Genomic DNA, 13,434 nt, shown 5'->3' with positions numbered 1-13,434 from the left:
CAATTATGGATATTTTTGTATCAGCCATTGGTCAAGGCTTAATTTGGGCAACGCTAGGATTTGGGCTATTTTTATCATTTCGAATTTTAGACTTTCCTGACATGACCGTTGAAGGAACTTTCCCATTAGGTGCAGCAACAGCAGTTACTTTAATTTCAAATGGTCTATCACCAATTCTTGCAACACTAGTAGCGACATTGGTCGGTAGTCTGGCGGGCTTGGTAACAGGTTTGTTATATACAAAGGGTAAAATTCCCATACTATTAGCTGGTATTTTGACAATGACGGCAGCCTATTCGATTAATTTACGTATTATGGGACAAGCTAATCGTTCATTATTAGGCAAGCATAATTTATTTTCATATGATTTTTTAAATGGTTTGCCTCGTAATTTCCCCGTTATTATTATTGGATTGATTGTTATCATTCTTTTAACGATTTGTTTAGCAATTTTTCTGAAAACCGAACTGGGTCAAGCGTTTATTGTGACAGGAGACAATCCAATGATGGCCCGTTCATTAGGCATTAATACGGACAACATGACTATTTTAGGATTAATGATTGCTAACGGTTTGATTGGATTGGGCGGCGCATTAGTGGCACAAAACAACGGATTTGCCGATGTGAACATGGGTGTTGGAACGATTGTTGTTGCATTGGCCTCAATTATTATTGGTGAAGTTGTATTTACTGATAACTTAACGCTGACCGAACGTTTAATCACAATTATTATTGGTTCAATTTTTTATCGGTTCGTATTAGTCATTGTACTTTATGTTGGTTTCAATGCTGATGACTTGAAGTTAGTTAGTGCTGTTATTCTTGGCCTTGCATTGATGTTACCAGGTATGAGATCGAAATTACATTTGCATACATTTTTTAAAAGAGGATAATATATGACAGTGACAAAAAAATTACGATTAGACCATGCGACAGTAATTGTTAATCAAGGTCAACCGGATGAAAAGCAAATATTAAATGATGTATCATTAACACTGAATGATGGTGATTTTGTGACAGTCCTTGGGTCAAATGGTGCTGGTAAATCAACATTATTTAATGTTATCGCTGGTTCTTTGAAGCTAACAAGTGGTCATGTTTACTTAGGAGAACATGATGTGACGAAGTTGAATGAAGCACAACGGACACATTTTTTAGCACGTGTGTTTCAAGATCCAAAACTTGGGACAGCACCACGAATGACTGTAGCAGAAAATCTTTTATTGGCAGAAAGGCGGGGATTACGGCGGCGCTTACGTCATCGTGGTTTGAATGAGGCCAAAAAAGCGACTTATGAAACCATTACGGCAACGATGGGCAATGGATTGTCTGATAGATTAGACATGGCCGCTGGTGATTTATCTGGAGGTCAACGACAAGCATTATCTTTTTTGATGGCGACGCAACTTCGACCAGATGTTTTACTACTTGATGAGCATACGGCGGCTTTGGACCCTAAAACGAGTGCACAATTGATGCGAGTGACTAATCAAAGAATCCATGATGAAAAATTAACGGCATTGATGATAACACACCATCTTGAAGATGCATTAGAATATGGTAATCGATTAATCATTATGTCAGAAGGTAAAATTTCATTGGATGTGTGTGATGAAGAGAAGGAGAGGTTGACAGTAACAGATTTATTAGATTACTTTAATCGTTACTAGATGAACAAAGTAAAATGAGTAAAAGTGTGTTGAAAGAATGTTTAGCGGTTGCTAGTGGTGGATTTATTGGTGGTATATTACGAGCTATGATGATGATAATATGTCATACAAATCATTTCCCATGGGCAACAATTATCGTGAATATAAGTGGTACGTTTATATCGGCCTTTTTGGTAATTATATTTAGTCAGATGGTTCGTTTGAGCCAAACAACGTCAAGTTTTATTATGATCGGCATATTAGGAGCTTATACAACATATTCCACAGCTTTAGTAGATATGATTGATCAAACTTTTTGGCCTGCATTTTTGTATTTAGTGATTAGTATTGTTGGCGGTGTTATTGCAGTTATTATTAGTCGATATTTGGGTCATAAGGTGGTGCTCATATGGCAGAAATAATATTAACTGGCTTAGGTGCGATGTTGGGTTCATTGATTCGCTTTGGCTTACTTTCAGTGGCACCACGTTTATTCAGTCAATTAGCTGACTTAATGGTGGTTTGTATTAATTTACTAGCAGCTTTCTTTATGGGCATTGTTTTGACATTGCTTGTGCCAGAATGGCTGCATACGTTTCTAGCACCTGGTATTTTAGGTGGATTATCTACATTTTCGGCACCAATTGTTGATATTGCAGATGCTTTACAGAAACATTCTGGACAGCATCGATTGTTGATCCTTAAAACATTGCTGACTTTTGGTGGTGGCTTGATTGTGCTATTCTTGGGAATGAAATGTGGTCAATTATTCTAAATGGTATTCATTTCATTAAAAATAAACAATTATTTCTCATCTGTGATTAATCTTTGTTGAATGGATGTTGCACAGGTGGTACACTCAATAGTATGAGATATGTTAGATAGTATAATAGGGGATAGCCATATGAGTTTAATTGATCGCAATCGAATTAATGCCATTCGTCAAGCTAATGATATTCCTGTTCGTGAGTTAGCAAATATTGGAATCAGTCGTAATCGGTATTACCGGTATTTAAATAATGAGAATGATTTACCAGCTGAAGGTTTTATTTCATTGATGAGTCACTTGTTATTAACTGGAACAGAAGTCAATACGGAGTTGGTCAATGGGTTTGATACTGTTGAGGGATTAATACTCGCCCTACAAAAAGCTGATCAAAAACATGACGTTGATAAAATTAAAACTATCAGTCGTCGCGGGTACCACCTTTTTCGGAATACAATGGCGCGAGGTTATTTACGTGTTGCTAGTTTAGCTGATGTTTTGCATTCGCAAATTATCCCAGACGAACATGCACAAATTGCTAAGAAAATTTTGATTGACTCATTTGAGGCAGTGACAATCTGGCGAGAAATGGATATTGCTTTATTGGCACCAGTTATCACAGATATACCAGTTGAAAAAATTGCTGATTATTTGACCATTATCTGGTCCAAATCGTGGTCTCACCATACAATGGAAATTCTAAATACAATGACTGCAAAATTTTTGGTCATGTTATTAGGCGCTGAAACTTTGCATGATGAAATTTTTCATGAAGTGGCAGCATGGATGGTTGAACAAACACGTGATGCGATGAGTTTTGCTTGGTGGTCAGATTTAATGGATCAAATGGTGAAACATCATTGGCATGAAGCAGAGATGATCATTCATATGTCTGAACAATTACAAATGCATGAAATGTCTGAAAATGGTCGAGCACTGTTAAATGCTTGGCAAAGACATCTTGAACAACACTAATTAAATGATGTGTTGGTGCGTTAGATAACTCATATAAATAAAATAACGGCGAATAATTGCGCGTATTGAGGTGTCCCAAAAAGTTAATTTTGGGGTACATCTGATATGTGACAATTGTTCGCCGTTATTTTTTATGGTAAATTGTAAATCTATTTGTTAGCAATCACTTCAATATGGTTACCGTCAATATCATCTAAATAAAAGATGATATGGCGACCATCTTCACTTTCGAACGGAGACCTAGTTTCTTTTACTTCATAATTAATAAAATGATTTTCGACTGCTTCACGATGATCACGAACAACAACTTGAACAGTGATTGGTTCAGCTTCTGGTTCTTCATTAAAGATAATGGCATGCTGATCAAAATATAGATGACGTGATTCGTTGATACCGAATTCAGTTGGTAAGTCAAACACTTCACGGTAAAAGCGAACAGTGTTAGGAACATTATTTGCTGGAATTTCTAAAGGGCGAAATTTTCTAACTCGCATTTTTTAGCCTCATTAATTTCATAAATTTTTTCAACTATTTATTATACGCTAATAAATAAAACAATGACGACAAAAAGTGGTTGTTCTTTGTCTTTATTGTGGGAGGAAGATTATGACTGTTAAAATTACATCTGTACGGCAATTAGGTGATTTATTGATACAACGTTATTCACATTTGCCTCAGGAAGGTTGTTGGGTGATAGCAGTAACAACGCAGATGACGATTATAGAAATTTGGCAGGTTGCGTTAGGAACGCTGGATAGTGTAACGGTACATCCACGAGATGTTTTTCGGCATCTAGTTGCGACCAATGCTTATGGCTTTATTTTATGTCATAATCATCCAAGTGGTAATTTAAGAGCATCGTCAGCTGATCAAGCAGTAATGACACAAATGTCTATTTGTAGTCGTGTGATGCAGTTTCATTTTTTGGATTTTATGATTATTTCTAAGAGGGGTTATTTGAGTCACAGAATTGAAGATTTATTACCAAAAGTTGAACTAGAAACACTAATTGATTTATGGACTAAGGTCGACAACATGTGATAAACTTAGTAAGAAATTGTATGGTACTTTTTGATAAAAAAGTACATGGTTAGAATTATCAAAAATAAAAAAAGAAAAGGGAAAGTGCTGTGTTTTCATTTGGAACTCGAAATGTCGGAATAGACTTAGGAACAGCTAATACACTAGTGTATATTGAAGGTAAGGGGATCGTCCTACGCGAACCTTCAGTTGTTGCACGTAATACAAAAACCAATGAGGTCGTTGCAGTTGGTTCTGCTGCTAAAGAGATGTTGGGACGTACACCGGGATCTATCACAGCTATTCGTCCAATGCGTGATGGCGTGATTGCGGATTACGAAACAACCGTGGCCATGTTGAAATATTATTTAGGCAAAGCCTTAGGAACGCGTGGGGCAAAACCATATGTTACCATTGGTGTTCCTTCAGGTGTTACAGCTGTTGAAAGACGAGCAGTGATTGATGCTGCTCGTGTTGCTGGTGCACGCGATGCCTATGTGATTGAAGAACCTTTTGCGGCCGCAGTTGGTGCAGGTTTACCAGTGATGGAACCTACTGGATCGATGGTTGTTGATTTAGGTGGTGGTACAACTGATGTGGCCACTATTTCATTAGGCGGGATTGTTTCATCACGTTCAATTCGAATGGCAGGCGATAAAATTGATGAAGCAATTATGGCCTATGTTCGTCAAAAATATTCAGTTTTAATTGGTGAACAAACTGCTGAACGTTTAAAGATGGCTATTGGTTCAGCAGATATTGCAGCTGCTGAAAATATGGCTGGAACATCTGCACGTGGTCGCGATTTGGTAACAGGACTACCGAAGACGATTGAAATTAAAGCCAGTGATGTTGCTGATGCAATTAAAGATGTGATTGCAGAAGTGATTGTTGCAATCAAAGAAACACTAGAAGAAACATCGCCAGAGATTGCAGCAGATGTTATTGATCGTGGTATTGTTCTGACTGGTGGAGGTGCTCAATTAGCCCATCTAGACGAAGTAATTGCTGAAGAAACAAAAGTGCCAGTCTTTGTAGCGCCAGAACCATTAGATGCTGTTGTTATTGGTACAGGTGAAGCTCTAAAGTCTATAGATGTTTTGAAAAATAATTAGACTTAAACTGATCATATGAGGACTACCCCGTTATTTTCAGGGTAGTTTCTTCATATCCATGGTAGTAAAAAGCAATAAATCTTATTTAATACAATAAGGTAAGATAAACGAGAGGCAGTTTAAGATGAAGAATATCTTTACATCACGTCGATTAGTCATTGGTGTAATTATTGTCATTGTGGCAATTGGTACGATTACTTTAGGTGATCGTGCGCATAATTCACAAAAAGAACCATCTTTGCCAGTTCGGGTTATTTCGGATGTATCAGGTTGGACTGCAAATATTGTGAATGCCCCAATACGAGCCGTACAAGGTGGTTACAATTCAGTTGAAAAGTTGATGAATACGTATCAAGAAAATGAACGGTTAACTGACAAGGTTGATGATTTAGCACAAACTAAAGTGCAGTTACAAGTGTTACAACAAGAAAATAGAGCATTGAAAAATCAATTGAAGATTAGCAATACATTGACAGATTATAAAGTTGTTAATGCAGTAGTTACTTCGAGATCACCAAGTAATTGGCAAACACAATTGATTATCGATAAAGGAACCAATGCTGGTTTGAAAAAGGGACTATCAGTCATGGGATCTGGTGGACTGATTGGACGTATTACACAAGTGAATACAACTAATGCCAAGGTTGAATTATTATCAGATAATGATCAAGTTGCTGATCGTTTTGCTATTCGAGTTCAAAATAGTGCAGATGAAACGGTAGACGGCATTATTACGAGTTTTAACCAAGCAAAAAACTTGATTGTGATGGGACAAATTACATCTGATGTAACAGTAAAGAAGGGTGATTTAGTTACAACAAGTGGCTTAGGTGGTGTGACACCATCCGGCTTGTACGTTGGTAAGGTTGAAAAGGTCGGTAGTGATAATTACGGACTGTCAAAGAAGATTTATATTAAACCAGCAACGGACTTCAATAATATTCCAGTTGTTAGTGTCGCTATTCCATAATGTAGATGACAATTAAAAAGGGCCAACAATTTAACCATTTTATATGGTGAATTGTTGGCCTTTAATATTAGAGTCTTAGCTTAGTGAATAATATCATGTTAAGTTAATTAGAAGTGATGATTGTACGATCATTTCTATCTTGCAAATCACGATTATTTTTTTTGTAGAAAACTTTCAGTTGTGATAGTTGTTCTTCAGATAGAGTGACAGCATTCTTGAGAACATACCATTCAACGTTTTCCGTTAATGGCGGCGTAGTTAGCGAACCAATATAATGATAATAAGCAGTATCTTTAGGCATAATATCATCAAGCGGCAATTGACAATCAATTGATTCATTCATATGTTGTAAGACAATTTGATATGAGTCAGAGGCTTGCCCAATTATCACTGGAACAGCAACAACTGCTAATCGTCCATCAAGCGCTTCGTGTACAAAATGGATTTCTGCACTGAATGATTGCGCATTGATCGTATGCTCACTGGGGGTGTGAATGTGAAACTGTTTTAATGTAAATGGTCGATTGCCTAAGAGGGCATGTCCTGTTAAACCGACTTCAATGCCAGCACCTGTATCACGTACATAACTTGCTGTATGATCATAATCGAATGATAATTCAGTTTGAAAATCATTTACTACAGCAAGATCATCTGATAATGCAATTGGTGACTGCATATTACCTGATGTGCGTGGCCACTTATCTTGTGATGTGTAATCTAACTTTTTCATGATACTTCTCCTTTTAAACCTTACTAGGTTAAGTGTAGCAGTCTATAAACAATTATGATAGAGATTTTTATGGTAAATTAGTTGACGAGTTGACTAAAATCAGGCTACTATAATGTAGTTACCAAATTTGTAACACCTTATGGAGAAAATAATTATGTTGAAATATATTAGTACGACATGGATTCATTTTATTTTAGTGATCATTGCCGTTATGCTTGATGGTGGCATTTCATTGTATTTTGCACCAGTATTATTTAAACAACCAATGTCAGCAAGTCCAATGCTAGCACTCATTGCTGTGATGATGCCAGTAATGACTGGACATGCACAACAAATTAAGCGTAAGTGGCTTTATAGTATTGCTTTTTTTGCCGGTTTATTAGTGGATATTTTTTATACAGGTATTATCGGACCAGCTACGATTGGATTTGCTTTGATTTTGAAATTAGCTGAAGTTATTCAGGAATATTTGTCATACAGTTTTTCATCATCATTGGCAGTATGGTTTGTTTCGTTAACTGCCTACATGGTTTATGATTATGCTGCTTTTGGCATTATTGGTCTTATTAACTTGAATATTCCCAATTTTATTATGTTTCATTTATTTCCAACAATTATTATTAATCTAATTTTATTAATTTTAGTATACGGAATTATGTCATTTTTATATAATGCGACTAAAAAACCGGATATTTCATCTTATGATGTGACTCAAAGAGATTTAAATGGGCGTTTGACATTAACATCTCGGTCACAAAAAAATATGCCAAAATAAGATTGACTTATGATTGTTTTTAATTTATATTATGGTAAACAGTAATTAAAGATTTGATTGGAAGAGTAGTTTAGTTGTTTTGTTAAGAGAGTTACGCTGAAGCTGGAAAGTAACCAAGATGCTAGATGAACCACACCCAAGATTATCGGATCCTAATCGGTCTCGTGTCATGACGTTATCCATGTGTGCCATTATTTTTTAATGGTATTAGAGTATTAGTCAGTAATGGCTAATTAAACTGAGGTGGAACCACGAGTCATCGTCCTCAAGCAGTCTATTTGGCTGCTTGAGGGCTTTTTTATTTTTAAGGAGATTGTGTTTATGGACTATATTTTGCAGATTTTACCCAGTTTGTTAAGTGGTTTAAAAATGACGATTGGTGTTTTTGCACTAACTTTAGTCGGTTCGGTGCCATTAGGAATTTTAGTTTCACTCGCATTACGTTCGGATATTTATTTACTGAAATGGGTAATGAACGCCTATGTCTGGATAATGCGTGGGACACCATTGTTACTACAAATTGTGTTTGTTTACTACGGTTTAAGTCTTGCGAACATTATGACATTACCAAGATTTGAAGCAGCTGTCGTGACGTTCATTTTAAATTATGCCGCTTATTTTGCTGAAATTTTTCGTGGTGGTATTCAAAGTATACCTGAAGGCCAATATGACGGCGCACAAGTCCTTGGATTAACAAAGTTTCAAACCATGCGTAAGATTGTTTTACCACAAGTATTTAAGATTGTTATGCCATCAGTTGGTAATGAAGTTGTGAATTTGGTAAAGGATTCATCGTTGGTTTATGTTATTGGGTTAGGGGATCTTATGCGTGCTGGAAATATTGCAGCATCACGTGATGTCACATTAGTACCTTATCTAATAGTTGGTCTAGTTTATTTAATTTTGATTGCTTTAGCAACCATTATTCAACGTCGTATGGAAAATAAAATGAACTTTTATCGTTAAGGGGTAGACATATGCTAGAAATTAAAAATTTGGCAAAAACGTTTGATAGTCGTGTGATTTTTAAGGGAATGGATCTAACAATCAAAGATGGTGAAGTCTTAACGATCGTTGGACCATCTGGAATTGGGAAAACAACGTTATTACGTATTTTAGCAGGTTTATTACCTGCAGATCGTGGCGAACTCGTTTTAAATGATGAGTTGTTGGATATTTCTGGAAACCGTCAAGGCGCTCAAGTCGGTGTTATTTTTCAAGATTTTAATTTATTTCCTCAGTATACGGTCAAGCAAAATGTGACATTAGCACCACAATTAGTTAAGAAAATGTCTAAGCAAGATGCTGAATTAGCCGCAGAAGAGTTATTACAAAATCTTGGTTTAGAGGAACAAATGAACCAGTATCCATTTCAACTATCGGGTGGTCAAAAACAACGTGTTGCGATTGCCAGAGCGTTGGCAATGAAACCAGGTATTTTAGCTTATGATGAGCCAACATCTGGATTAGATGCTGAATCAACAGCACGAGTTATTAAAGTGATTCAACAGTTAAAAACACAGGGGGTCACACAGTTAATTGTGACGCACGACTTGCCGTTCGCACAAGCCGTAGCAGATCAAACATTTGATTTTGGAACAGACGTTGCTAGAGGGGGGAGTTTATGATTAAATCAAAAATTAATTGGCGCCGACAGATTATCGGTAATGGGCTTGTTCTTCTTATTTTACTTTTAATTGGTGGCTTTTTTTGGTATCGAACAACTCATAGCCAAGATACCTGGCGTCAAGTAACAGCTGATAAAACGGTTGTTATTGGTGTTGATGATACCTTTGTTCCAATGGGTTTTCGTAATAAGTCTGGTAAATTAGTGGGTTTTGATGTTGATTTGGCTCGCGCGAGTTTGAAAAAAATTGGCTTGAAAGCTAAATTTCAAACGATTGATTGGTCAATGAAAGAAACGGAATTGAAAACAGGACATATTGATATGATTTGGAACGGATATACAATCAATCCAGATCGTCAGAAAAAAGTTGCCTTTTCAAACCCCTATCATCATGATCAACAAGTTATTGTCACGACGAAAAATCAACAAATAAACAAGCTCGCTGACTTAAAAGGTAAGCGTTTGGGTGCACAAACAGGTTCGTCAGGTCTGTTGACTTATAATCAGAAAAATAATACCTTACATAAAATTGTTGGTGCTGATGCACAACAGTATGATACTTTTGATAAAGCCTTAAACGATCTCCAAGTTGGTCGCCTGAATGCCGTGTTGATTGATGCTGACTATGCAGGCTATTATATTGCTCATGAAAAAGATCCTGATGCATTTAAAGTTATTCCGACGAAATTTGGTATTGATTCTTACGGTGTTGGTATGCGTAAAGGCGATGTGACATTACGGCACAAAATTAACCAAGCACTGGCAGAAATGAAAAAAGATGGGACAATTGATAAAATTTCACAACGCTATTTTGGTACTAATAACAAATAATGAAATATAGGTACATCCTCATTTAAATAATTTATAAAATCGAAGTTTTACCAAATTGTTGGCACTTCGGTTTTTTTTAAACAATTTCATACGATGTTTTTTTAATCTTGAATAAACTTATTGAGATTATTGACTTTTAAAGTTAGACTAAGTTGTATAAATAGTTGCGTAGGCAGGATAGAGGGAGCTAGGGATGAAAACAGATATTGAAATTGCACAGTCGGCAGATATTTGGCCAATTGAAAAAATTGCTGATCAAATAGGACTATCGTTAGATGAATGGGAACCTTATGGACGAGACAAGGCAAAAGTTACCCTGAATCAAACACATCAGCAAAACAAGTTGGGTAAATTGATCCTAGTAACAGCAATCAATCCCACACCAGCTGGTGAAGGGAAATCAACAGTTACCGTTGGATTAGCAGATGCATTAATGCAACAACATCATCGCACTATTGTGGCATTACGTGAACCATCTTTAGGTCCGGTTATGGGGATGAAAGGTGGCGCCACAGGAGGCGGCTATTCACAGGTTGTTCCAATGGCCGATATTAATATGCATTTTACTGGTGATTTTCATGCGTTAACCAGTGCGCATAACACATTGGCAGCATTGATCGACAATAGTCTCTATCAAGGAAATCCATTGCATTTAGACCCACGTCGTATTTTGTGGAAACGTGCCTTAGACGTCAACGATCGTGCATTGCGTCATATCACCATCGGTTTAGGGGGAGCAACATCAGGGATACCAAGAGAAGATGGCTTTGATATCACGGTGGCCTCGGAATTAATGGCTATTTTAACTCTGTCACATGATTTAAAAGATATGAAACAGCGTATTGCGAAAATTGTGATTGGCTATACTTATGATAAAGAGCCTGTAACTGTTGCTGATTTAGGCGTTGCTGGAGCAATCACAACATTATTAAAAGATGCAATCAAGCCAAATCTGGTACAAACGCTAGCACATACACCGGCTTTTATCCATGGCGGTCCCTTTGCGAACATTGCTCAGGGAACAAATTCAATCTTAGCAACGAAATCTGCCTTAAAGTTAGCCGATTATGTTGTGACTGAGGCAGGATTTGGTGCAGATTTAGGTGGTGAAAAATTTCTTGACTTTAAGGTCCCTTTACTTGGGAAAACACCGGATACAATTGTTATTGTGGCAACTGTTAGAGCATTAAAAATGCATGGTGGTGAAGATAAGAAATCATTGACCGTTCCTAACTTAGCAGCACTGAAAGCGGGATTAGCGAACTTAGGACAACATTTAAAAAGTATGGGTCGTTATGGTGTCCCTGTTGTTGTTGCAATTAATCAATTTACTGATGATACAGCAGAAGAGTTGGCATTGGTTAAGGATTATGTCGCTAGTTTTGATGTACCAGCATATGTTGCTGATGTTTGGTCTCAAGGTGGGACAGGGGCACAAGATTTAGCTGCTGGGGTGGTTCAGGCAACAGAACAAGATAAAAGTTTCAAACCATTGTATAATGCAACTGATGATGCAATGGTAAAAATAAATCATATCGTGACAGAAATTTATGGTGGTCAAACGGCAATTCTTTCTAATAAAGCAACGAAACAATTAGCAACATTTAAAAAATATGGTTGGGATAAGCTACCGATAATAATGGCTAAAACACAATATTCATTATCAGATGATGCTAAGCAAATCGGCGCAGCTAAGAATTTTGATATCCATATTCGAGAATTTATTCCGAAATTGGGTGCTGGATTTTTAGTGGCATTAACTGGCTCTATTTTAACAATGCCAGGATTGCCAAAACATCCGGCAGCATTTGATATTGATATAGACGAAAATGGTGAAATTGTCGGCCTTAATTAAGGATAAAAAATAGCATGTAGCAGGCTGCAATGTTTTGTTACATTTTAAAGGGACGTGGATCAATTGTGAGATTCACGTCCCTGATTGTATATAACAGGACTAATGCATTAATGATATAGTTTGTTAGTACCATGAATTGCGGAAAACGCGCCGATGATAAAGTGGTACAGCATACATACGATAAACATTTTCAGAAAATTGTAGCCAAGCCAGTGCTAATAGCCAACCTGCAATGGCTGCCGCAAGATTATAATGAGGTGACAGTAGGGTCATCATAAATGTTGCAATCCAAATTAACAATAAGCCTGTTTGACAGACAAACTGTAAGGTATTACTAGCAATTTCAGGCACAATTATTGTTAATATAAAAGATATTAGTAGCGTCATAAAAAAAGTTGTGTGGGCAGGGTAAACGATTTTTGTACCATTAGTCGCTGAATTAAAAAACAATGATAGGATGTTAATGATTAGCCAACCACTTAAACTAGTCAGTAAAATCCACATAGCGGGTATTTTAAATTTAAACCCCCATAAAAGAAAGGCTATTAAAAAAATAATGACGCCTACAGGTATGCCATGGCTAAAAAAATAAGCAGGTTTAATTATGTATTCAAGCCATTCAGGAATAATGCCTCTTGCAATGGCATGATTTATCTGCATGAACTTATTTAAGAATCCTTGATGTCCAAAAGTTAGCACTGAAATGACAATAAACAATAATAAGCTAATAATTAACGTTATGAAACGTCGGTGGGATTTTGCGATAATCATATGCCCATACTCCTTTACCCAGTTAAATTTCATGAAATACTTCCTCAACTAAGTTTAACATGTGTGTAATAAATAACACGTAAACGACTTAAAGCTTTAAATAGTTTTTACTTTGCTTAAAATACAGCTTGACAAAGCAAAATAAATTAATGTATATTTAAAATACAAATTTAATAATATAGAGGTTGCAATCAACAAGAGTAGTTTAGCTTAGTCGACGGACAGTAAGGTTAAATAAAAGGGGCGGTTGCCGAAATGATGAATATGGTGGTATTCATTGTTGGTGTGTACATTAATAGTGGGCAGACTGTCGCGGCAAAATAGTCGGCTGCGGAGAGCTATCGACAATA

General features: G+C 36.6%; 16 protein-coding genes and 1 riboswitch. Of the genes, 13 read left to right on the top strand and 3 right to left on the bottom strand.

Annotated elements, in window-relative coordinates:
• The first annotated feature begins 5 nt into the window (after positions 1 to 5).
• The 5 genes from ACSKY2_RS04130 (at position 6) to ACSKY2_RS04110 (ending at position 3,390) form a co-directional block, all read left to right on the top strand.
• Positions 6 to 893: an ABC transporter permease gene (locus ACSKY2_RS04130; RefSeq protein WP_489876879.1), complete on the top strand. Its 888-nt coding sequence runs from the start codon at positions 6 to 8 to the stop codon at positions 891 to 893.
• Positions 894 to 896: 3 nt separating this feature from the next.
• The gene (locus ACSKY2_RS04125) at positions 897 to 1,670 is read left to right on the top strand and encodes an ABC transporter ATP-binding protein (RefSeq protein WP_489876878.1); all 774 of its coding nucleotides are present in this window, start codon (positions 897 to 899) and stop codon (positions 1,668 to 1,670) included.
• Positions 1,671 to 1,684: 14 nt separating this feature from the next.
• A complete protein-coding gene (locus ACSKY2_RS04120; protein ID WP_489876877.1) occupies positions 1,685 to 2,071 on the top strand; it encodes a fluoride efflux transporter FluC in 387 nt (128 codons plus the stop codon).
• Complete coding sequence (locus tag ACSKY2_RS04115) at positions 2,059 to 2,424, top strand: CrcB family protein (RefSeq protein ID WP_489840981.1); 366 nt, start codon at positions 2,059 to 2,061, stop codon at positions 2,422 to 2,424. Before ACSKY2_RS04120 ends, ACSKY2_RS04115 begins: the two co-directional genes overlap by 13 nt.
• Positions 2,425 to 2,553: 129 nt before the next feature.
• Positions 2,554 to 3,390, top strand: a complete 837-nt coding sequence (locus ACSKY2_RS04110; protein ID WP_489876876.1) for a hypothetical protein — start codon at positions 2,554 to 2,556, stop codon at positions 3,388 to 3,390.
• Positions 3,391 to 3,539: 149 nt separating this feature from the next.
• Here the strand turns inward: ACSKY2_RS04110 and ACSKY2_RS04105 are convergent, their stop codons facing one another.
• Positions 3,540 to 3,884, bottom strand: a complete 345-nt coding sequence (locus tag ACSKY2_RS04105) for a VOC family protein (protein ID WP_489876875.1) — start codon at positions 3,882 to 3,884, stop codon at positions 3,540 to 3,542.
• Between the two features lie 112 nt (positions 3,885 to 3,996).
• Here ACSKY2_RS04105 and ACSKY2_RS04100 point away from each other — a divergent pair, with 112 nt between their 5' ends.
• From ACSKY2_RS04100 to mreC, 3 genes are all read left to right on the top strand, one after another.
• Positions 3,997 to 4,431 (top strand): JAB domain-containing protein, encoded by a 435-nt coding sequence (locus tag ACSKY2_RS04100; protein WP_489840984.1) that lies wholly within the window; start codon positions 3,997 to 3,999, stop codon positions 4,429 to 4,431.
• An 89-nt stretch (positions 4,432 to 4,520) separates the two neighbouring features.
• Positions 4,521 to 5,525 (top strand): rod shape-determining protein, encoded by a 1,005-nt coding sequence (locus ACSKY2_RS04095; RefSeq protein ID WP_489840985.1) that lies wholly within the window; start codon positions 4,521 to 4,523, stop codon positions 5,523 to 5,525.
• A 124-nt stretch (positions 5,526 to 5,649) separates the two neighbouring features.
• On the top strand, positions 5,650 to 6,495 hold the full coding sequence (mreC, locus tag ACSKY2_RS04090) for a rod shape-determining protein MreC (RefSeq protein WP_489876874.1): 846 nt from the start codon (positions 5,650 to 5,652) through the stop codon (positions 6,493 to 6,495).
• Between the two features lie 103 nt (positions 6,496 to 6,598).
• Here the strand turns inward: mreC and ACSKY2_RS04085 are convergent, their stop codons facing one another.
• Positions 6,599 to 7,225 (bottom strand): carbonic anhydrase family protein, encoded by a 627-nt coding sequence (locus ACSKY2_RS04085; protein ID WP_489876873.1) that lies wholly within the window; start codon positions 7,223 to 7,225, stop codon positions 6,599 to 6,601.
• A gap of 154 nt (positions 7,226 to 7,379) precedes the next feature.
• Between ACSKY2_RS04085 and mreD the strand changes: the two genes are divergently transcribed.
• The 5 genes from mreD to ACSKY2_RS04060 all read left to right on the top strand — a co-directional run bounded on the left by mreD (position 7,380) and on the right by ACSKY2_RS04060 (position 12,313).
• Complete coding sequence (gene mreD / locus ACSKY2_RS04080; RefSeq protein ID WP_489876872.1) at positions 7,380 to 8,000, top strand: rod shape-determining protein MreD; 621 nt, start codon at positions 7,380 to 7,382, stop codon at positions 7,998 to 8,000.
• Between the two features lie 321 nt (positions 8,001 to 8,321).
• Entirely contained in the window at positions 8,322 to 8,966 is a 645-nt protein-coding gene (locus ACSKY2_RS04075; protein WP_489840989.1) for an amino acid ABC transporter permease, read from the top strand.
• 11 nt (positions 8,967 to 8,977) lie between these two features.
• Positions 8,978 to 9,628 (top strand): amino acid ABC transporter ATP-binding protein, encoded by a 651-nt coding sequence (locus ACSKY2_RS04070; RefSeq protein WP_489876871.1) that lies wholly within the window; start codon positions 8,978 to 8,980, stop codon positions 9,626 to 9,628.
• On the top strand, positions 9,625 to 10,458 hold the full coding sequence (locus tag ACSKY2_RS04065) for an amino acid ABC transporter substrate-binding protein (RefSeq protein WP_489840991.1): 834 nt from the start codon (positions 9,625 to 9,627) through the stop codon (positions 10,456 to 10,458). Before ACSKY2_RS04070 ends, ACSKY2_RS04065 begins: the two co-directional genes overlap by 4 nt.
• 193 nt (positions 10,459 to 10,651) lie before the next feature.
• Positions 10,652 to 12,313, top strand: coding sequence for a formate--tetrahydrofolate ligase (locus ACSKY2_RS04060; RefSeq protein WP_489876870.1), 1,662 nt, complete (start codon positions 10,652 to 10,654; stop codon positions 12,311 to 12,313).
• 123 nt (positions 12,314 to 12,436) lie between these two features.
• On the opposite strand, the gene ACSKY2_RS04055 is transcribed toward ACSKY2_RS04060, so the two are convergent.
• Positions 12,437 to 13,117 (bottom strand): phosphatase PAP2 family protein, encoded by a 681-nt coding sequence (locus ACSKY2_RS04055; RefSeq protein WP_489876869.1) that lies wholly within the window; start codon positions 13,115 to 13,117, stop codon positions 12,437 to 12,439.
• Between the two features lie 138 nt (positions 13,118 to 13,255).
• A riboswitch (Lysine riboswitch) is annotated at positions 13,256 to 13,433 on the top strand.
• Position 13,434: the final 1 nt, after the last annotated feature.

The sequence above is a fragment of the Weissella sp. ESL1156 genome (assembly GCF_058505625.1).
This window is presented reverse-complemented; position numbering and strand designations above follow the sequence as displayed.